This is a genomic window from Bradyrhizobium huanghuaihaiense (assembly GCF_007830635.1).
GTDB classification, from domain to species: domain Bacteria; phylum Pseudomonadota; class Alphaproteobacteria; order Rhizobiales; family Xanthobacteraceae; genus Bradyrhizobium; species Bradyrhizobium huanghuaihaiense.
Map to the genome: position 1 here is coordinate 46625 of NZ_VLLA01000031.1, position 19181 is coordinate 65805.

Consider the following 19181-nt stretch of genomic DNA (forward strand, 5'->3'; position numbering starts at 1 on the left):
GTCAGTGGACGGTGAACGGAATGTCGCCACGGGTGATGTGGCCGTCGACGCTGAGCACCTGCCAGCGCAGATGCCATGCACCCGCCGGCAGCCGCGTCGCGTCGGCATTGAGCTCGTCCGCGGGCGCGTCGGAAGCCGGCGTCAGGGCGCGCGCCGCACCGTCCGGCGCCAGCAGCGTCAATTTGGAGCGCGCGCGATCGATCCGGCTGTTGAAGTGAAGGCGGATCGCGACGGTGTCGCCCGATACGGTCGCGCCGGCGGCCGGCGAGGATGAGACGATGATGGCGTGGGCCTGGGATGCGTTCGGATGAGCAAGAAACCACAGGGCGGATAGAACGAACGCGATTCGGAAGAACGCGCGCATGATGCTCACTCGCTGTCGACAGCCGTCTGTTTCACCCGCCCCCTGGCGTGTGATCTTTACCGGACGCTATGTTGGCGCGAGTTGGTTGTTCGCAAGGGCGCGCGGAATTTTGATCTGACCACGGATCGCGGAAAGTCGCCGATTGTTGCCGTTGCGACACACTGAGGTGCGATCAGCCCGGCGCGGCGTCCCTGCTCAACTCGTCAGGATCGACCATGCGCCGCCGGCCGCTCGGAGCCATGCGGCGATAGAGCACGACCGAGAGCAGCCATGCGATCACGAACAACGTGATCACGGCAAAGCCGACATTGGCGAGCGAATCGTTGAGGGCCTCGACCAGCGACCACGGCCCGCCCGACAGGCCGAGCCGGTCCGCGATCAGACCCAGCGCCTCGATGCCGCCGACCAGCAGCGCGACCGCGACGGAGGCGCCGGTAATCGTGAGGTTGTACCAGAGCTTGCGATAGGGATCGACGAAGGCCCAGCGATAGGCGCTCACCATCAGCGCGGAATCGGCGGTGTCGACCAGCGCCATGCCGGCGGCGAACAGCGCGGGGAAGACCAGTACCTGCGCAAGCGAGACGCCGCGCGCAGCTTCCGTGGCGGAGATGCCGAGCAGGCCGATCTCGGTCGCGGTGTCGAAGCCGAGCCCGAACAACAGGCCGAGCGGATACATGTGCCAGGGTTTTGTGACGAGGCGGAACATCGGGGCGAGCAGCCGCGCCAGGAAGCCGCGCGACGCGAGCAGCGCCTCGAGCTGCGCAGCATCGTGAATGCCCTGCTCGCGCACCTCGCGCAGGATCCGCCACAGCCCGGCGAAGATGGCGAGATTGATTGCCGCGATCACCAGCAGGAACAGCGCCGACACCGAGGTGCCGATCAGGGAGCCGATCTCCTTGAGCAGGCTGTCGCCGCCGAGGCTCACGACGCCGAGCGCGAGCAGCATGGTCGCGACCAGGACGACGGTGGAATGGCCGAGCGCGAAATGGAGACCGGCGCTGCGTGGCGTATCGCCCGCCTGCATCAGCTTGCGCACGACATTGTCGATCGCGGCGATGTGGTCGGCATCGACGGCATGGCGTAGGCCGAACACCCAGGCCAGCAGCGCGGTCGCCATCACTGTCGGCCGGTCGCCGAACGCTGCGAAGGCGAAAGCCCATGCGGCGATGTTGGCGGCGATCAGCCCGCCGAACAGCACGCCAGGCTCGAACGCCTGCCTCAAGACACCACCTGACCGAACCACGCCACCTCCAAGTATGATGTTTATACATATCCATCATACTGGCCGGCAAGAGCCGGGCCATGTTGCTGCGGCGCGGCCGATCGCCCGGGAACGCGCATCTGGGCGCGTTCGTCATTTCGCCGCAGGGTATCCCTTTGACTCCACGACATCAGGCGTCCCAAGCTAGAGTGCACGTAACTTGCATGCCGTTGGCGACTTTTCTTTGTGAAGGTGGAGGTCATCTGATGAACGAGAACGACATCCGGGGTCTGATCGCGGAGGTGAAGCAAGGCACGCTGTCGCGACGCTCGTTCATCCGGTCCATGGCTGCGGTCGGGATCGCAGCGCCGGTCGCAAGCCAGATCCTGCTCTGGAACGACGTGGCGATGGCGGATGCGACGCTCGCATACAAGCCGACCAAGGCCGGCGGCGGCGGCGCGCTCAAGATGCTGCTCTGGCAGGCGCCCACTTTGCTCAATCCGCATTTCGCGCTCGGCACCAAGGACCAGATCGCCTCGCGCATCTTCTTCGAGCCGCTCGCCGGCTGGGACAAGGACGGCAATCTCATCCCCTGCCTTGCCGCAGAGGTTCCGACCAAGGCGAACGGCGGCCTTGCGGCCGACGGCATGAGCGTGATCTGGAAGCTGAAGCAGGGCGTCAGATGGCATGACGGCAAGCCCTTCACCGCCGACGACGTCGTCTTCACCTGGCAATACGCCGCGGATCTCGCAACCGCGGCCTACACCACGGGCTCCTACAAGGACATCAAGGTCGAGAAGATCGACGACCACGCCGTCAAAGTGATCTTCAGAGCGCCGACGCCGTTTTGGGCCGACCCGTTCGTCGGCGGCCAGGTCGGCCAGATTCTGCCGAAGCATCATTTCGGCGATTATATCGGCGCAAAGTCACGCGAGGCTCCCGGCAATCTGAAGCCGGTCGGCACCGGCCCATACAAATTCGTCGAGTTCAAGCCGGGCGATTTGATCCGCGCCGAACGCAATCCCGACTATCACATCAAGAACCAGCCGTATTTCGACACGATCGAGGTCAAGGGCGGCGGCGATGCGGTCTCTGCGGCGCGCGCCGTGCTGCAGACCGGCGAATACGACTTCGCCTGGAACATGCAGGTGGAGGAGGAGGTCCTCAAGCGCATGGAGGCGGGCGGCAAAGGAAAGCTCGACATCACGCCCTCCGGCAATGTCGAGTTCATCATCCTCAACACGACGGACCCCTGGACCGAGGTCGACGGCGAGCGTTCAAGCGTCAAGACCAAGCACCCGACGCTGTCCGATCCCGCCGTTCGCCGCGCGATCAATCTCTTGATCGACCGCGACTCGGTCCAGAAGTTCATCTACGGACGCGGCGCCATCGCAACCGCGAGCTTCGTCAATGCGCCCACGCAGTTCAAGTCGCCCAAGCTGAAATACGAATTCGACATCGACAAGGCCAACAAGATCCTCGACGAGGCCGGCTGGACCAGGGGCGCGGATGGCATCCGCGAGAAGGACGGCAAGAAGCTCAAATACGTGTTCCAGACCTCGACCAACGCCCCGCGGCAGAAGACGCAGGCCATCATCAAGCAGGCCTGCCAGAAAGCCGGCATCGAGATCGAGGTCAAGGCGGTCACCGCATCGGTGTTCTTCTCCTCTGATGTCGGCAACCCCGACACCTATTCGAAATTCTACGCCGACATGGAGATGTACAACACGACGCAACCGCAGCCCGATCCGGAGCGCTTGTTGAACCAGTGCGTCTCCTGGGAGATCGCCACCAAGGATAACAAATGGCTCGGCCGCAACAATTCGCGCTATTCCGATCCCGAAGCCGACAAGGCCTACAAGGCCGCACAGAACGAGCTCGACCCGGTCAAGCGCGCCGCGCTGCTGATGAAGGTCGACGAAATCTTCTGCGAGGCCCACGTGTTCCTGCCGCTGCTCTCGCGCCACATCGTCAACGCCGGCGTCAACAGCCTGATGGCCGACATCTCGGGCTGGGACACCATCACGTGGAATCTGGCGAGTTGGTACCGGAGTTCGTAGCTCGCAAAGGACGTAGAATGCGTAGCGTCGCGGTCCGTTTATCGTGGCGCTTCGAAATTCAGCTCGGATGGCTGAACAGGTCCGTCGTGGCGTGATCGACTGCGATATCGACCAGCGCGGGACCGTTTGAAACCAGCGCTTCCGCCAGGATGCGGTCGACATCGCCGGCATCGGTGACGCGCTGCCCCGCGCAACCCATTCCCCTGGCGAGCGCGACGAAGTCGAGCCCGGGCAGGTCGATCCCGGGCGGGCGATGCGCCTGCATGAGCTGGCTGAAGGCGCGCATTGCGCCATAGCCGGAATTGTTCATGATCACGAAGGTGATCGGCAGCTGGCGTTGCGCGGCGGTCCAGATCGCCTGGATGCAGTACATCGCCGACCCGTCGCCAATGAGGGCGACGATGCGGCGGCCGGGCCGTGCCAATGCAACGCCGACCGAGGCCGGCAGGCTGTAACCAAGTCCGCCGCTCGCCATGGTGTAGAAGCTGTCCGCGCCGCGCATGGGCAGGAATTGCTGGATCGCGGGACGATGCGATGGCGCCTCCTCGACCACGACCGCATCGCGCGGCATCAGCGCCGACAACCGGCTCAGCGCATAGGCGGGCGGAATCGGATTTCTCGCGGCGGGAGCAGCAGGCCGCGTGCGCGCGGCCGGCGCCTCGCGCGTCGCAATGTCGGGCAGCGCCGACTGAAGCGCGCCGAGCGCCTTGGGGAGCGTGCTGATGATGGTGTCGCCCACGGCCGCGGACGCCGCTTCGGTCGGATCGTCGGTGATCTGCCAGACCGGCGTTCCGTCATCGAGCAGTTCGCATTGCCCCTCGACGTGGAAGGTGAACACCGGAGCTCCGACCACGACGATCAGATCGGCGCCGCGCAGGGCACGGGCGAGACCGCCCGGAGCTGCGGGAAGGAAGCCTGCAAATTGCGGATGCAATTCCGGAAAGCTCGACCGGCTCGACATCGGGCTTGCCCAGACGGCCGCCCGCGCCTTTTCGGCGACCGCAACCATTGCGTCGACACAGCCATTGCGATCGATCTCAGGGCCAACGACGAAGACAGGTCGCTTGGCCGCTCCGATCGCTGCGCCGAGCCGAACGATCGCCGCCGGATCCGGCGCAAATTCGGTCGCGATGTGGCGGACCGGCGGAGCCACGGCAGGCCGCGCCCAATCATCCGACGGCACGGACACGAAGGTCGGGCCGCGCGGATGCTGCATGGCCGTGTGGAAAGCCTGCGCAATAGCCGCAGGAACATCCTCAGGCCGCGCCGGCTCCGCACTCCATTTCACATAGGGTTTTGGAAACTGCTCGGCGTCCTCGGCGAAGAGGTAGGGGCGCATCCGCAGCAGGCTGCGCGCCTGCTGCCCTGACGTCACGACCATCGGCGTCTTGTTGCGAAAGGCCGTGAAGAGATTGCCAAGGGCATGGCCGAGCCCGGCGGCCGAATGCAGATTGACGAAGGACGGACGTCCGGTCGCCTGAGCATAGCCGTCGGCCATGCCCACCACGCAGCCTTCCTGCAGCCCCAGCACGTAGTCGATGTCGTCGGGCCAGTCGCCCAGGAAGGCAAGCTCGGTCGAGCCGGGATTGCCGAAGACGCGATCGACGCCGAAGGAGCGAAGCACACCGAGGGTCGCTTCCCGAACCGTAAGAACTTTCGAATTCATGAACAGACGTCCTGGTGGGCTTCGTTTGCGGCGTAGTTAGAACGGATAGTGCTGCGGCTGCGTCTCGATGGTGATCCAGCGCAGATCGGTGAATTCGGCGATCCCGGCCTGACCGCCGAAGCGGCCGTAGCCCGATCCCTTCACGCCGCCGAACGGCATCTGCGCCTCGTCATGCACGGTCGGGCCGTTGACATGGCAGATGCCGCTTTCGATGCGCTGCGCCACCGTCAGCGCACGCGCGACGTCGCGGCCGAACACGGCGGCCGAGAGGCCGTACTCGGTGTCATTGGCGAGCCGCACGGCCTCGTCGACGCCGCGTGCGCGGATCACGGAGACGACCGGACCAAAGCTCTCCTCGGTGTAGATACGCATGCCTGGCGCGACGCGGTCGAGCACCGTTGCCGGAACGACCGTGCCGGTGCGCTCTCCGCCCGCGACCTTGACGGCGCCCTTGGCGATGGCGTCGTCGATCAGGGCAACGACCTGCCTGGCGGGAGCTTCATCAATCATCGAGCCGACAACCACCGGGCCGGAGCGCGGGTCGCCGGCGGGAAGCGCGCTCGCCTTCTTCGCGAGCTTCTCGACAAAGGACGCGGCCACCGCCTCGTCGACGATCACCCGCTCGGTCGACATGCAGACCTGGCCCTGGTTGATGAAGGCGCCGAATGCCACGGCCGCGACGGCGGCATCGAGGTCTGCGTCGTCGAGCACGACCAGCGGCGCCTTGCCACCGAGCTCGAGCAGCACCGGCTTGAGGTGACGTCCGGCGAGCTCGGCGATGACGCGGCCGACGCGGGTCGAACCGGTGAAGTTGATCCGCCGTACCGCGGGATTGGCGATGAGACGTTCGACCACAGCCGGCGCATCGGCGGGCGCGTTGGTGAGGACGTTGACGACACCGGGCGGGAAGCCTGCGTCCTTGAAAACCTCGCCGACCAGCCGGTGCGTCCCGGGGCAGATTTCGGACGCTTTGAGCACGACGGTGTTGCCGCAGGCGAGCGGCGTCGCCACGGCGCGGACGCCGAGAATGATCGGCGCATTCCACGGCGCGATGCCGAGGCACACGCCCGCCGGCTGGCGCACGGACATCGCGAGGCATCCCGGCTTGTCGGACGGGATCACCTCGCCCGCAATCTGCGTGGTCAGCGATGCCGCCTCGCGCAGCATGCCGGATGCGAGCTTGACGTTGAAGGCCGACCAGACCTCGGTCGTGCCGATCTCGGCCATCATGATCCTGATGAAGGCATCGCGCTTGGCATCGAGCGCGTCGGCGGCCTTCAGCAGCAGCGCCCGCCTCGCGTTGGGGCCGAGCGCCGACCATGCGGGAAGCGCGGCTGAAGCTGCGGCCACCGCGGTGTCCGCATCCGAAACCGTCGCGGCAGCCGCCCGGCTTGCCACCTCCTGCGACAGTGGATTGCGCCGCTCGAATATCTTGCCGGTCGACGCGGCCTGATCCTGGCCGCTGATGAGAAGACTGACGTCCATGAGAACCTCCCTGATGTTTTGGCGATGTCTTGGCTGGGCTCAGCCGAGTAGCCGCGATTTGCTGGTTTCGTGCGCGAAGCCGAGCGCGATCATCGCTGCGAGCGCGAGCGCGACGTAGTAGCCCGTGATCGCGTAGGTGGAGCCCGTTTGCGCAAACAGGCTGGTGGCGACGAGTGGCGCGATGCCGCCGCCGAGCACCGTGCCGAACTGCTTGCCGATCGACACGCCGGTGAAGCGGATGCGGGTCGGAAACAGCTCCGGGAAATAGCTTCCCTCGGTGCTGAACATCAGCGGATGGATGATGCCCGCAGCAAGGATCACTGCCCCCATTATCAGAAGTGTGTCACGGCTTGCGACCACGCCGTAGAACGCAAACATCGAGGCCGCCGCGAGCACGACGCCCGCCAGGAACAGGCGCTTGCGTCCGATCCGGTCGGACCAGGCGCCGATCAGCGGCATGGCCACGAGCCCGACGAGATTGGCAAACAGCACGGCCTGCGTGATCACGTCCTTCTGGACGCCGAGCTGACGCGTCGCGAAGGAGATGGTGAAGATGGCGGTCAGGTAGAAATAGGACGTTTGCGCCATCTCGGCGAAGAACACGATGAGGATCGGCCGCCAGTGTCCCCTCACTGCTTCGACGGCCGGCACCGCTTCGGAGTCTTCGGCGTCGCGGAACGTCGCGCTCTCCTCGATGCGCCAGCGCATGTAGACGCCGAGCGCGACCAGCACGGCGCTGATCAGGAACGGAACGCGCCAGCCCCATGACAAAAGGTCCGCCTCCGGCAGCCGCGAGATCGCGAGTGCCGCGAACGAGGCGAGCACGACACCGACGGGACCCGCGGCCTGGATCACCGCGGCTGAGAAACCGCGCTTGTTTCCGGGCGCCGTTTCGATCGCCATGAGGATCGCCGCGGTGGACTCGCCGCCGAGCGCAAAGCCCTGAAGGAAGCGCAGCACGACCAGCGCGACGGTCGCGCCCACACCCGCGCTGCCGTAGGTCGGCAACAGCCCGATCGACATGGTCGCAAGCCCCATCAGGAGCAGCGTGCACAGCAGGACGGATTTGCGCCCCAAGCGGTCGCCGAAATGGCCGAACACGAGACCGCCGAGCGGACGTGCCAGAAATCCGACGGCGAACGTCGCGAACACCGCGATGGTTGCGGTGAGCTGGTCGAACTTCGGAAAGAACAGCTGGTCGAACACCAGCGGCGCGATCAGGCCGTAGATGAAGAAGTCGTACCATTCGATCGCGGTGCCGATGGTGCCGGCGATCAGAATGCGCCGGCGGCTGCTCGCGGTCTGCCCGGCGCCGGCGGCAGCGGCATGATCGTCGTAATCCTCGAATGCTCCAGTGGTCATGTTTCCTCCTCCGGTGTTGTTGTCGTCTTGTTATTGTTGGCCGTACTGGCGCAGATTGAATGCGGGGCGAAGCTCTGCTCAGCTTGCCAGTCGCGCGCTGTCGCTCACGCCATGCCCGAGCGCGCGTGCAAGGATGTGTCCGATCGTCCCGGCTTGTGACGCGCTGCCGCGCCAGGCGACGATCTGGTCGGGACGTATCAATGCGAGGTCCGCCTCATAGAGGTCGCGCAACGATGCCGGCAGCGTCACCAGCTTCACGTCGACCCCGAGCTTGCGGACGGCATCCGTGACCGCTGCGCGAGCCGGCGCGACCTCGCCGAACTGCAGCAGCGTCCACTCGAACCCGAACAGGTCGTAGAGGGACACGCCGTCCTCCAGCCAGGCATGCGGTGCGCGGCCGCCCGGACAGGCGCTCGGGATGTAGACGTTGGCAGCATCCGGCGGCGGCTGGCTGCCATCGGAGACGATGATCGGCGAGCCGTCGTAACGTCCGCCGAAGGTGACGCCGGGGATGTTGAACTCGGCACGAGCATGCTGCTCGAGATAGACGCCCGCGATCCGCCGCGCCTCGCTGCCCTCGTCCATGGCGTCCTCGATGTCAGGCGCGGGCGCGAAGAGACCGAGGGAGTCGGCGAAGCGCCGCGCATAATCGGTGTTGCGGAGCGCCACCGGCCGCCGCTCGACCTCGTAGCTGTCGAGCAGTGTCACCGGGCTCACGCCCTTGACGACGCTTGCGAGCTTCCAGCCGAGATTGACCGCATCCTCGATCGCTGTGTTGTAGCCGAGCCCGCCGGTCGGCGTGAACAGATGCGCCGCATCGCCGCCGAGGAGCACCCTGCCCCGCTGCATCCCGTTCGCGACCAGCGCGTGACCGGCGGTCCAGGTCAGGAACGACAGCACCTCACACGGGATGGGCGCGCCGCAGGCACGCTGAAACGCGGCCCTGGCCTCGTTGAGCGTGATCGCGCCCTCGTCCTCGCCCGGCCGAAGCTGCGTGTGAAAGGCGAATTCGTCCCGTCCGTTCACGGAGGCCATGAAAGCGCGGCGGTCGCCGTTGAAGCAATTGTACATCCACGCCTTGGCGTGCGGGACGCTGGCGTAGAACTCCGGCGCGCGAAGATAGACCGCCAGCATGCGGCCGCCCATGAAGTCGCGCTGCGCCCCGGTCTCGCCGCCGTAAACAATACCCAGCGCTTGCCGGACCATCGAGCGCGGCCCGTCGGCGCCGACCAGGAAATCGGCCCGGACCTGGAAGCGGCTGCCATCGTCGAGACGTTCGATCTCGCCGACGATGCCGTCATCGCTTTCGGTGTAGCCGATCAGCCGGTGACCGTAGTTGAGCTTGATTCCGGGGAGCCGTTCGGCATGGCGGCGCAGCACCGCCTCGACATATTTCTGCGAGACCCGATGCGGCAGCTCCGCCGCGCTCCAGGAGCCGGACATGCCCTTGATCAGCTCGCCAGCGCGTGACGATGACGGCAATGCAAAGCGCGCCAGCTCGTAAGCCGTATAGCGCGTGAAGTAGGCAACGTCGGTCGGATAATCGGCGGGCAACCCTTCGCGCCTGATCTCGTCGGCAAAACCAAGCCGCCGGTAGTGCTCCATCGAGCGCGCCTGCGTCGCATTGGCCTGCGGATTGAATGCCGTGCCCGGCTTTTCATCGACCAGGATCGCGGACACGCCGCGCCGGCCGAGCTCGTTGGCCAGCATCAGCCCGCAGGGCCCCCCGCCGACGATGAGCACCGCGGCCGTCAGACGTGTTTCCAAGACGCTTCTCCCTACCAGCATTATTTTGCATGGTAAGGTAGCCTGACGATATCGTCAAGTAGCCTGACTAATCGGCATCCTCGAGCGTGTCGAACCTCTCACCATAGACCGCCAGCCCCTTCAGGATCGCGTCCATGGTGGCCTTGCCAAGCTCGGCGCGCATCTCCTGCTCGGCGATGTCGACGGCATCGCGAAACGCATCCAGCCATTTGCGCCCGGCCGGCGTGAACATGACGATGCGCGCGCGCCGGTCGGTGGGGTCCGCGATGCGATCGACGAGGCCGAGCTCGGCGCACTGATCGACCAGCTCGCCCATCGCCTGCTTGCTCATGGAGGCACGGCGGGCGAGTTCGGTGAGCCGCGTCCCCTCCACGTCGAGATTGCGGGTCAGGCTGACATGGGCGATGCGCGTCTCGTCGTGTCCGCGCTCGCTCATCAATTCGAGCACGCGGCCTTCGAAGCGCCGCACGGCGTTGTTGAGCAGGCGACCGATATTGGCATGCCGCCACGCGGTGCCGGATATCCTGGCTTTCACGAAAATCTGCTTTCCGAATCGACCAATCGAGATCGTGCCACGCTAACACAACAGGCAGCGCGGCGCGCTCGTACGGCCGATCAGCGCAGGTGCGTTGGCGGCGGGCGGCGTCGAGCAAGCCGCCCGCCATCTCGTGTTTCGGCCGTTGGCGGTAGCGGACCGCGTCTTACTGCGAGCGATCCGAGGTCCAGCCCTTGTACTCGGCGACGTTGTCCCGGGTCACGAGCTTGGACGGCAGGAGCTCGACGGTCGAGGCCGGCTTCTGGCCGTTGAGAATGCCGACACCGACCTGGACGGCCCGCCGCGCCATGAAGAACGGGTCCTGCGAAGCCGAGGCCTGGATCTGCGGCGACTGCGGATCCTTCAGTGCCGCCTCGATATCGGGCGCGCCGTCCACCGCGGTGATGACAATGCCCGTGCGGTTTTGCTGGCGAGCCGCAAGGTCGGTGCCGATCGCCTGCGGATCGTTGATGGCGAAGATGGCGTCGATCTTGGGGAAGCGGGTCAGATAACCCTGCGCGACGGTGAGACCGCCCTCGCGCGAGCCCTTGCCGTCCTGGTCGTTCGACAGCACCTTGATGCCGGGATTCTTCGCGAAGACATTCTTGCAGCCGACGACCCGGTCGATCACGGCGGAGACCTGCGGCCCGTTCTCGATGATGACGTCGCCCTTGCCGCCCAGTTTGTCGACGATGTACTGGCACGAGATCTCGCCGGCCTGCACGTTGTTCGTGGTCACGGTGGCGTCGGCGCCTTCGGCCGCGGTGTCGACCGCGACGACGACGATGCCCGCCGCCTGCGCCTTCTTGATGGCCGGCCCGATCGCCTTGGGATCGCCGGGGTTGAGCAGGATCAGGTCGACGCCGGCGGCGATGAAATTGTCGATCTGGGTGACCTGCTTGCCGAGATCGTATTCGAAGCCGACCGCGGTGATCTTCACACTGGGATTGGTCTTCTTCGCCTCGAACTCGGCGCCTTTCGACAGCGCGACGAAGAACGGGTTGCCCATCGATCCCAGCGAGACGCCGATCGACTTGAGCTCCTTGGCGAAGGTCGGCGCGGTGGTCAGGGCGAGCGCCATCGCGGCGCCGGCAAGCGTGATCGTCTTCAACATGGACTTCCTCCCTGGTCTGTCTTCGTCCCCGGCGCGGCAGACCAGTTGCCGCAACGGAATTTCGCATCAGCCTTGCACTGACAGGTGCGCACCGAACCTTCAGGTTCTGGCTGAGCCCCTTAGGTTCTGGCTGAGCCTTGCAGCCGGTAACGGTCCAGCGCCACGGCGCCGATGATCACCAGGCCCTTGATCACATATTGCCAGATGTCGGAGACACCGATGAGGATGAGGCCGTTCGAGAGCACGGCGATGATCAGCGCGCCAACCAGCGTACCCCAGATCGAGCCGATGCCGCCGACGAAGGAGGTGCCGCCGAGGATCACGGCGGTGATCGCGTCGAGCTCATAGGACTGACCGAGCTGCAGGCCATTGGCCGCATAGAGCCGCGCCGCCTGCATGGCGCCGCCGAGCCCGGCAAAAAGGCCGGAGACACCGTACACGAAGATCAGCACGGCCCAGACCTTGATTCCGGCAAGCCGCGCCGCGCTTTCATTGCCGCCCACCGCATAGATGTGCACGCCGAGCACGGTCCGGCGCAGCACCAGCCACGAGACGAAGATGACGAGCAGGGCGATCACCGAGAGCCACGGGATCGACGCGACGCCGGGAATGAGCGTCAGCGAGCCGTTACCGATGAAAGCATAGGGGATCGATGGATTGAACACGGTGGTGTCGGCGCCGAGCAGTCGCGCCAGGCCGCGCACCGCGGTGAGCGAGCCGAGCGTGACGATGAAGGGTGGCAGGCGGAGCAGCGCAATCAGCGCGCCATTGACGATTCCGAAGCCAAGGCCCGTGAGCAGCGCGGCCGGCAGCCACAGCATCCCGAGCTCCGGCAGCTTGGAGAGCGTCAGCCCGGCCATCGCGGAGGCCGCCAGGATCGACCCGACCGAGAGGTCGATGCCGCCGGTGAGGATGACGAAGGTCATGCCGGCGGCGAGCACGGTGTTCACCGCAGCCTGCTGCAACACGATGCCGAGATTTTGCCCGGTGAAGAAGCGGCCCTCGGACAGCACGTGGAAGCCGATGCAGAGGATCAGCAGCACCGGCAGCATGCCGAGTGCGCTGATCAACATCCGCATCCGCTGGCGCCTTGTCTCTGCGGCAGCGCCGTTGGTCGTCGTCGGGGCTGGCTTGGCCTCCGAAGCAGCATTGTCAGGCATCGAGATGCTCCATCCCCGTGGCAAGCGCCATAATGTCTTCCTGATTCAACGGCGCCGTCTCGGTTCGCCTGACCTCGCCGGCGATGTGCCCGCTACGCATGACGACGACGCGGTCGCAGATGCCGATGATCTCGGGCAAATCGGACGAGATGACGAGGATCGCGGTGCCGGCCTTGGCGAGATTGTCGATGATCGAATAGATCTCGGACTTGGCACCGACGTCGACGCCGCGCGTCGGCTCGTCGAGGATGAGGACCTTTGGCGCAATGGCGAGCAGCCGCGACAGCAGGACCTTCTGCTGGTTGCCGCCGGACAGGCCTCCGGCGGCAACGCCGACACTGGCGGCGCGGATGCTGAGCCCTGCGAAGGCCCGGTCGGCGCGCTCACGCGCCTTGTCGCGATCCAGGACCCAGCCGAGCTTCGCATCGCGTCCGAGCACGGCGAGATTGATGTTGTCGAGGCACGACATATCGAGAAACAGGCCGAGCGCCTTTCTGTCTTCCGTCAGGTAGGCGATGCCAGCCTCGAGCGCCTCGCCCGGCGTGCGGATCTCGGCCGGACGTCCCTCCAGCTCGAGCCGGCCGGAGGTTTTCGACGCCGCGCCGATGATGAGATGCGCAAGCTCGGTGCGGCCGGCGCCGATCAGGCCCGCAAGCCCGACCACCTCGCCCGCATGCACGGTGAGCGAGCAACCCTTGACGCGCTGGCCGTCGGCCATATCGATCGCTGCGAGCACGGGATGTCCCCGCCCCGCCTCGGGATCGTGATCCTTCTTGTAGAACGAGGAAACGTCACGCCCGACCATCAGCCGGACGATGGTGTCGGCGCGAATCTCAGGCTTGTCGAGCGACCCGACCAGCCGACCGTCGCGCAGCACGGTGACGCGGTCGCCGAGCGCGTAGACCTCGTCCATGCGATGCGAGATGTAGATGATGGCAAGCCCCTCGGCGCGAAGCTGGCGGACCAGCGCGAACAGCCGCTCGCTTTCGGCGGCCGACAATGAGGTGGTTGGCTCATCCATGATCAGGATCTTTGATCTGGCGTGCAGCGCTCGGGCGATCTCGACCAATTGCCGCTGGCCCATGGACAGATGCGCCACCAGCGTCGATGGCAGGAAATCCGCGCCCAGCCGCTTCAGGATCGGCCCGACACCCTCTCGCATCTCGCCGCGGGCCAGCAAACCCGCATGCGATATCTCCCGGCCCAGATAGATGTTCTCGGCAACGCTGAGATTGGGAGCCAGCGACAGCTCCTGGTAGATGATGGAGATACCCGCGGCGCGGCCGCCGAGCGGACCTTCGATCCGCACCGGGCTGCCCTCGATGCGGATCTCGCCACCGGGATCGGGCCTGTATGCGCCGGACAGGATCTTCATCAGCGTCGACTTGCCGGCGCCGTTCTCCCCCATCAGGGCATGGATTTCGCCGGCATAGACCGTGAGATCAACCGTGCGCAGCGCCTTGATCCCAAAGAAGGTCTTTGAGACCCCGCGCATCTCGAGGATCGGATCGTTCATCGTGCCTCCCGGCGCACAATGCGTTTCCCACCCGCGTCTCGTTAGCGCGGTTTGGTTATTAAACAAAAGCGAGTGACGCAGGGCAATACCGAAGGCGAGTATACTGAAGTATGCAAACCAGATTGGGCCAGCTAGTGGCGCGGCCGATACAGTTCGCGCCAGGCGGGAAGCCGCTCGACATAGGCATCGGTCAGGCCAGCGTCAGGTTCAAGCGTTTCGACGCGCTGCGGCCTCGTGCACACGGCGGCGATCGCCTCACCCGTGACAGCAAGCCGCCCCAATCTTGCCGCACCGAACGCCGCGCCGGTCTCGCCTCCTGCGAAGCGATGGATTGGAACATTCAAGACATTGGCCAGCACCGCAAGCCAGAATGAAGACCTTGAACCGCCGCCAATGACATCGGCATCCGCAATGGCAATGCCGGCATCCGCAAGCGCGTCGCGGCAATCGGCAAGCGCGAAGGCAACGCCCTCGAGCACCGCCTGCACGATCGCACCGCGATCGGTGCCATGGCTCAAACCGTCGAGCATGCCGCGCACGGCGGGATCGTCATGGGGCGTCCGCTCACCCGCAAGATAAGGCAGGAAGCTCACCGGCGACGGCGCCTGCGGACGCGCTCCAAGCGGCGCCAGCAACTCGGCCTCCGCGACGCCGAACAGGCGCGCGACCCAGGCGAGGCAGGAGGCGGCCGAGAGGATCGCGCCGGCCTGAATCCACATGCCGGGAATGGCGTGGCAGAACGTGTGCACGACGCGATCGGGGTTGGCGGCTATTTTGTTGGTCGGTGCCAGCAAGGCACCGGAGGTTCCCAGCGATACGAATGCGGTTCCCGGCTCGATCGCGCCGATACCGACGGCGCCGGCCGGATTGTCGCCGGCGCCGCCCGCGATGATCGGCGGCCTCGCCATGCCCCAGCGCCGCGCGAGTTCGCTGCGCAGCGTTGTTGCAGGCGCGCATCCCTCGACCAGACGCGGCATGTGATCGCGCGACAGGCCAGTCGCTGCCAAGGCCGCATCCGACCAATCCCGGCGCGCGGCGTCGAGCCACAGCGATCCCGATGCGTCCGAGACATCCTCGATGGCCTCGCCTGATAGCACCAGGCGCAAATACGCCTTTGGCAGCAGGACGAGCTTCGTCGCCGCAAAAATGTCGGGCTCGTGCGTCGCGATCCAGAGCAGTTTTGGCGCGGTGAATCCAGCCATCGCCTTGTTACCCGTCACCGCTCGCAACGCGGGCCAGCGCTGCTCCAGAACGCGGCACTCCTCGCCAGAGCGGCCGTCGTTCCAGAGGATGCAAGGCCGTAGCGGCTTCGAACTTGCATCGAGCAGGGTGGCGCCATGCATCTGGCCGGACAGTCCGATGCCTTCGACCGCCGCCATCGCCCCGGCATGCGACGCCTTCAGGGCGTCCAGCGTGGCAAAGGTCGCATCGATCCACTGTGCGGGGTCCTGCTCGTAATAGCCTGGCTGCGGCGAGGCGGTCGCGAGCGCCCGGCTCTCGCTTGCAATCACGCGCTGGGCATCATCGACGAGAACGGTCTTGACCGCCGAGGTGCCGAGATCGATGCCGAGATACATGGATGCTTCCCGTTTACTTCGTCGCGTCGATCCAGATCCCGGGCTCGGAGTGCTCGCGGATGTGAGTGACCAGGAAGTCGGAAAAGACCCTGATCTTGGCGGGCAGCCGAACGCGGTTTTGATAGGCGATGTTCATGGTGAGTAGCGGCAGCTCCCAGCCTCTCAAGACGGGCACCAGCCGGCCGGCCGCGATATCGCTCTGCACGATGTAGAGCGGCTGGATCAGGATGCCGAGCCCCGCGCGCGCCGCGCCGCAGATGATTTGGCCGTCATTGCTGTCGAGCGTCGGCGCGATCCGGACAGTCTGCGTCGTGCTGCCCTTGCTCAGCCGCAGCGAATAGGGATCGTTGGCGAGGTTGTAGATCAGCATGTTGTGGCGGGCGAGATCCGCGGGGTGCTCCGGCCGGCCGTGCTTCTCCAGATATGACGGGGCAGCCGCGAGCACGCGGTGCATCTGGCCGATGCGGCGGACGACGATGTTGGAATCCGGCTCGTGCTCCCGCGTGCGGATTGCGACGTCGATGCCGGCCTCGATGAAGTCCAGATAGCGGTTCGCGCTGATGATCTGCACGCTGAGATCGGGATAGAGCGCGCGGAAGGCGGGCAGCATTGGCGCGAGATAGATCATCGCGAAAGACAACGAGCTCGTCACGCGCAGCATCCCCTTCGGCGACAGCGCGCGGTCGGAGACGGCGTCTTCGGCTTCGGCGAGCTCGTTCAGCAGCGTGCTGGAGCGCTCCAACAGCTCCTGCCCCGCCTCCGTCAACCACAGCCGGCGCGTGTTGCGCTCGATCAGGCGAACGGCGAGGCGCTCCTCCAGCGCGCTGAGATGACGGCTCGCGGCCGCGTTCGACATGCGCAGCGCCTCGGCGGCCTTGGACAGGCTGCCGAGCTCGGCCGTCTTGGAGAACACCTCCAGCTGGAGCAGGCGGTCCATTTTTTCGCAAACAGGAAAAGAGACTTACGATTATTGGCCTTTATTTCCGTCTCTCGCAAGCCAAAATGGCCAGAAGACAAGCAAAATAGCAGGCGAGGAAATCAGGAAATGTCGGGCCCGATCAGGCACATCGTGATGTGGCGGCTGCGCGGGGAGACCGCCGAGGAGCGCTCCGCCGCCCGGATCAAGGTCAAGACCCTGTTCGAGGGCCTCAAGGGCCGGATCGACGGCCTCATCCATATCGAGGTCGGCATGGACGTCAGCGCCGTCGACTACGCCTGCGACGTGGTGCTGTTCTCCGAATTCACCGATCAGGCCGCGCTCGCGGCCTATGCAAATCATCCGGAGCATCTGCGCGTACGCGAGGCGCTCGGCGACTTGCGGATCGGACGCTTCCAGGTCGATTATCCCATCAAAGAGACCGGCGCATGATCGGTTCCTTCACCTTTGAAAACCTGCCCTGCCGCGTCGTGTTCGGCAGCGGAACGCTTGCCTCGGCCAAGGCCGAGGTCGAACGGCTCGGCGGCAAGCGCGCGCTGGTGCTGACGACGCCGCAGCAGGAGGCCCAGGGCAAACGCCTTGGCGCCGCGCTCGGCCCGCTCTATGCCGGCATCTTTCCCGGCGCCACCATGCATACCCCGGTCGAGGTCACGGAGCGCGCGCTCGCGGCGATGAAGGCATGCGAAGCCGACTGCGTCGTCTCGCTCGGCGGAGGCTCGACCACCGGCCTCGGCAAGGCGCTGGCCTTGCGCACCGGAATCAACCAGCTCTGCATTCCCACCACCTATGCCGGCTCGGAGATGACCCCGATCGTCGGCCAGACCGAGAACGGTCTGAAGACCACGGTGCGCGATGCGGCGATCCTACCGGAGACCGTGATCTACGATGTCGATCTCACTCTGACGCTGCCGGCGAGCCTGGCCGCGACCTCCGGCATCAATGCGATCGCCCATGCCGTCGAAGCGCTCTATGCGCGCGACGCCAATCCCGTGACGTCGCTGATGGCGGAAGAAGGGATCCGCGCACTGGCACGCGCCCTGCCGGCCATCGCTGTAAAAAGCGACGACCGCGAGGCCCGCACCGAGGCGCTTTATGGCGCCTGGCTCTGCGGCGTCTGCCTCGGCACCGTCGGCATGGCCCTGCATCACAAGCTCTGCCATACGCTCGGCGGCACTTTTGATCTGCCGCATGCCGAGACCCACACCATCGTGCTGCCGCATGCGCTCGCCTACAACGCGCCGGCTGTGCCTGATGCGATGGCGCGGATCTCCCGCGCGATCGGCGCGGCCGACGCGTCGCAAGGACTCTACGACCTCGCCAAGCGGCTGGGTGCGAAGCTGGCGCTGCGCGATATCGGCATGCCCGAAAGCGGCATCGACAAGGCGGCCGATCTCGCCGTCACCAACGCCTATTGGAACCCGCGCCCGCTCGAGCGCAATGCCATCCGCGACCTGATCGCGCGCGCCTGGGCCGGCGAGCCGCCGGGCGCCGTCAAAGCGGCGTGACGCGATGCGGCGCACGCTGATCAGATCGGCCACCGTCATCAGCATGGATGACGCGATCGGTGACCTCGGCACCGGCGACGTGCTGGTCGAGGGCAGCCGCATCGCCAGCGTGCGGCCATCGATCGACGTTGCGGCCGACACGGAGATCATTGACGGCAAGGGCCGCATCGTCATCCCCGGCCTGATCAACGCGCACATGCACACCTGGCAGACGGGTTTGCGCGGCTTTGCCGCGAACTGGACGCTGCTGGAATATTTCCGCCGCATGCATGCCGGCCTCGCGACCGTGTTCCGGCCCGACGACATCTACATCGCGACGCTCGTCGGCGCGCTGAACCAGATCAACCACGGCGTCACCACGCTGGTCGACTGGTGCCACAACAACCCGACGCCTGATCACACCGACGCCGCGGTCCGCGGCCTGATCGAGAGCGGCATCCGCGCCGCCTTCTTCCACGGCTCGCCCAAACCCGAGCCGAAGCCGGGCGAGCCGCATTTCTCGGAAGTGCCGCATCCGCGCCGCGAGGTCGAGCGGCTGCTGGCAGGCCCCCTCGCCGACCGCGACGGCCTCGTTACCCTCGGGCTAGTACCCACTTTTCTTGGAACGTGAGTCGTGATTCAAGGTCGGGATGATACCCGAAGCAAGAGAAGTCCACCTTTCGAGGAAAGATCGCAAGGTGCTTGAGGCGTGCTGTCGCTCACCGGTGACGTTGCAGCGCGATTTGAAGCGGGCGCGGATAGTTCTGTTGGCGGCGGATGGGCGCAGCACCCGGTCGATCGCCAAGGAAGTTGGGGTCCAGCCGCGGATTGTCAGCCTTTGGCGGCATCGCTATGCCGACCATGGCCTTGAAGGGCTGCAAGACAAGCCGCGGCCTGGCAAGCAGCCGATCTATACGAAGACGACCGACAAGCGGATTCTGAAGCTGCTGGAT

General features: G+C 65.8%; 16 protein-coding genes and 1 pseudogene. 5 read left to right on the forward strand and 12 right to left on the reverse strand.

Features of this window, described 5'->3' with window-relative positions:
- Position 1: 1 nt before the first annotated feature.
- Both IQ16_RS38145 and IQ16_RS38150 read right to left on the reverse strand, forming a co-directional pair.
- Entirely contained in the window at positions 2-364 is a 363-nt protein-coding gene (locus IQ16_RS38145; RefSeq protein WP_026311739.1) for a copper resistance CopC family protein, read from the reverse strand.
- A 172-nt stretch (positions 365-536) separates the two neighbouring features.
- Positions 537-1586, reverse strand: coding sequence for a HoxN/HupN/NixA family nickel/cobalt transporter (locus IQ16_RS38150; protein ID WP_018641307.1), 1050 nt, complete (start codon positions 1584-1586; stop codon positions 537-539).
- Positions 1587-1831: 245 nt separating this feature from the next.
- Here IQ16_RS38150 and IQ16_RS38155 point away from each other — a divergent pair, with 245 nt between their 5' ends.
- Positions 1832-3625, forward strand: a complete 1794-nt coding sequence (locus tag IQ16_RS38155) for a peptide ABC transporter substrate-binding protein (RefSeq protein ID WP_018641308.1) — start codon at positions 1832-1834, stop codon at positions 3623-3625.
- 58 nt (positions 3626-3683) lie between these two features.
- Here the strand turns inward: IQ16_RS38155 and mdlC are convergent, their stop codons facing one another.
- The 10 genes from mdlC to IQ16_RS38205 form a co-directional block, all read right to left on the reverse strand.
- Complete coding sequence (mdlC, locus tag IQ16_RS38160; protein ID WP_145832066.1) at positions 3684-5291, reverse strand: benzoylformate decarboxylase; 1608 nt, start codon at positions 5289-5291, stop codon at positions 3684-3686.
- A 36-nt stretch (positions 5292-5327) separates the two neighbouring features.
- Positions 5328-6776 carry an aldehyde dehydrogenase gene (locus tag IQ16_RS38165; RefSeq protein WP_018641310.1) on the reverse strand — a complete coding sequence of 483 codons (1449 nt, stop codon included), beginning with the start codon at positions 6774-6776 and terminating at the stop codon, positions 5328-5330.
- 39 nt (positions 6777-6815) lie between these two features.
- A complete protein-coding gene (locus IQ16_RS38170) occupies positions 6816-8138 on the reverse strand; it encodes an MFS transporter (RefSeq protein ID WP_018641311.1) in 1323 nt (440 codons plus the stop codon).
- A 78-nt stretch (positions 8139-8216) separates the two neighbouring features.
- A complete protein-coding gene (locus IQ16_RS38175) occupies positions 8217-9926 on the reverse strand; it encodes an FAD-dependent oxidoreductase (RefSeq protein WP_018641312.1) in 1710 nt (569 codons plus the stop codon).
- Positions 9927-9972: 46 nt separating this feature from the next.
- On the reverse strand, positions 9973-10440 hold the full coding sequence (locus IQ16_RS38180; RefSeq protein ID WP_018641313.1) for a MarR family winged helix-turn-helix transcriptional regulator: 468 nt from the start codon (positions 10438-10440) through the stop codon (positions 9973-9975).
- Between the two features lie 166 nt (positions 10441-10606).
- Positions 10607-11554: an ABC transporter substrate-binding protein gene (locus IQ16_RS38185; RefSeq protein WP_018641314.1), complete on the reverse strand. Its 948-nt coding sequence runs from the start codon at positions 11552-11554 to the stop codon at positions 10607-10609.
- 119 nt (positions 11555-11673) lie between these two features.
- On the reverse strand, positions 11674-12714 hold the full coding sequence (locus IQ16_RS38190; RefSeq protein WP_018641315.1) for an ABC transporter permease subunit: 1041 nt from the start codon (positions 12712-12714) through the stop codon (positions 11674-11676).
- A complete protein-coding gene (locus IQ16_RS38195) occupies positions 12707-14230 on the reverse strand; it encodes a sugar ABC transporter ATP-binding protein (protein WP_018641316.1) in 1524 nt (507 codons plus the stop codon). The genes IQ16_RS38190 and IQ16_RS38195 overlap by 8 nt, the downstream gene beginning before the upstream one ends.
- Before the next feature lie 131 nt (positions 14231-14361).
- On the reverse strand, positions 14362-15807 hold the full coding sequence (gene xylB / locus IQ16_RS38200) for a xylulokinase (protein ID WP_018641317.1): 1446 nt from the start codon (positions 15805-15807) through the stop codon (positions 14362-14364).
- Positions 15808-15820: 13 nt separating this feature from the next.
- The gene (locus tag IQ16_RS38205) at positions 15821-16744 is read right to left on the reverse strand and encodes a LysR family transcriptional regulator (protein ID WP_018641318.1); all 924 of its coding nucleotides are present in this window, start codon (positions 16742-16744) and stop codon (positions 15821-15823) included.
- Positions 16745-16852: 108 nt separating this feature from the next.
- Between IQ16_RS38205 and IQ16_RS38210 the strand changes: the two genes are divergently transcribed.
- The 4 genes and pseudogenes from IQ16_RS38210 to IQ16_RS38225 form a co-directional block, all read left to right on the forward strand.
- The gene (locus IQ16_RS38210) at positions 16853-17176 is read left to right on the forward strand and encodes a Dabb family protein (protein ID WP_018641319.1); all 324 of its coding nucleotides are present in this window, start codon (positions 16853-16855) and stop codon (positions 17174-17176) included.
- Complete coding sequence (locus IQ16_RS38215; RefSeq protein WP_018641320.1) at positions 17173-18249, forward strand: maleylacetate reductase; 1077 nt, start codon at positions 17173-17175, stop codon at positions 18247-18249. Before IQ16_RS38210 ends, IQ16_RS38215 begins: the two co-directional genes overlap by 4 nt.
- A 4-nt stretch (positions 18250-18253) precedes the next feature.
- Positions 18254-18835, forward strand: a pseudogene (locus IQ16_RS38220) (amidohydrolase family protein); the annotation flags it as partial.
- Between the two features lie 43 nt (positions 18836-18878).
- Positions 18879-19181 (forward strand): helix-turn-helix domain-containing protein (locus tag IQ16_RS38225; RefSeq protein WP_145832068.1); only part of this gene is annotated, 303 nt, incomplete at its 3' end.